Annotated in this window: 2 pseudogenes; both read right to left on the bottom strand. The window is 81.4% G+C overall.

The annotated features are described in order from the left end of the window. Positions 1 to 456: pseudogene (locus RKE29_RS29925) on the bottom strand (hypothetical protein); the annotation flags it as partial. Positions 457 to 510: 54 nt separating this feature from the next. Next, positions 511 to 1,304: pseudogene (locus RKE29_RS29920) on the bottom strand (hypothetical protein); the annotation flags it as partial.

The following is a 1,304-nucleotide window of genomic DNA, read 5'->3' as shown; positions in this document are numbered from 1 at the left end:
GTGGCCGCCGGGCGGCCCGCCGCGATCGCCGGTGCGCTGTCCGCGCGCGGCGGGCAGGCCGACCCGGCGGCCGGGCGGGCCCAGGCGGTCGGACGGGCTCTGGCGGTCGGACGGTGGGCCGCCGTGCGCGCCGGGGAGGCCGTCCTGGTCGACGTACCAGGGCACGACGAGCCCGGTGTCGCCGCCGCGCCGCCCGTCGCCGCGCAGCCACGGCAGCGGTCCCTGACCGAACGGGTCCGTCGCCGCGTGCGCGAGCGCTCCCGACTCCCAGAGCCGGGCCGCGTGCGCGCGGCCGGTCAGGTGGTCGCGGTCGGTGCGGCCTCCGCGGTCACCGCGGTCACCGCGATCCGCGCCGTCGGGGCTTTCGGGGCCCTCGGGGCGGTCGGTGGGTTGGGGGCGGTCGCCGCGTTCCGAGCTGTTCGTGCGGTCCGTGCGGTCCGTGCGGTCCGTGCCCACGGGGTGTCCCTCCTGTCCGGCGTCCGGCCGCGCGCGGGGCGCGGCCGGACCGCGTCAGACGAGTCGTACGGGCTTGTCCGGCCGCACGCCGACCTCGACGAGCCAGCCGCGCAGCGGCCCGGCGTCGCCGTCCTCGACCAGGCGCAGCACCCGGCCCGCCAGGTCGGCCCGGCGTCGGCCGTCGACGAGCAGCGCGGGTCCGTCCAACCAGTCCAGGCCGGGCGTGGCACCGGCGGTGTCCATGGCGGCGCAGCACACCATGGCGGTGACGTGGTCGGCGAGCAGCTCGCGGCCGGTGCGGGGCGGCTGGAGCGGGAAGAGGGGCGTGGCGGCGTCGATCCACGGGTCGCCGCCGCCCGGGCCGTCGGCTACGGCGACGGCACCGCCCGGACGCTCGGCCGACCCCTCGGCCAGGCTGTCCGCGGTCGCCGTGGCCGGTGCGGTGGCCGTGGCTCGGGCCGCCGCCCCGCCACCGCCCCGCGAACCGTTGGACCGGCTCACGGCGGTGGCGCCGTTGGCCGTACGGGTCCGGCCGGGCTCCGCGCCGTCGTCCCGGGTGGCCGTACGGGCCACGGCCTCCTCGCGGGCCAGCTCGGCGCTGAGCCGGGCGGCCAGCTCCTCCCCGGCCGCGCGGGCGGCGCCGTTCCCCGTGGCGGGCGAGGCGCCGTCGCCGTCCACGGCGAGCCGGTCTATGACCCGCGCGAGGGTGGGCGGCTCGGGGCACCCGGCGGCGGCTCCGGCCAGGCCCGGTGTGGCCAGTCCCGGTGTGGCCGGGACCTCGCCGGACGCGGACGCGAGCGAGGAGCCCGGCCCGGGCCGGGCTCCGGCGCGCCGGGCGGCGGGCCGCT

Origin of the sequence: Streptomyces sp. B1866 (assembly GCF_031932565.1) — a bacterium.
Lineage (GTDB): Bacteria > Actinomycetota > Actinomycetes > Streptomycetales > Streptomycetaceae > Streptomyces.
Note: the sequence above shows the minus strand (reverse complement) of the source record. Positions and strands in the feature narration are given on the sequence as shown.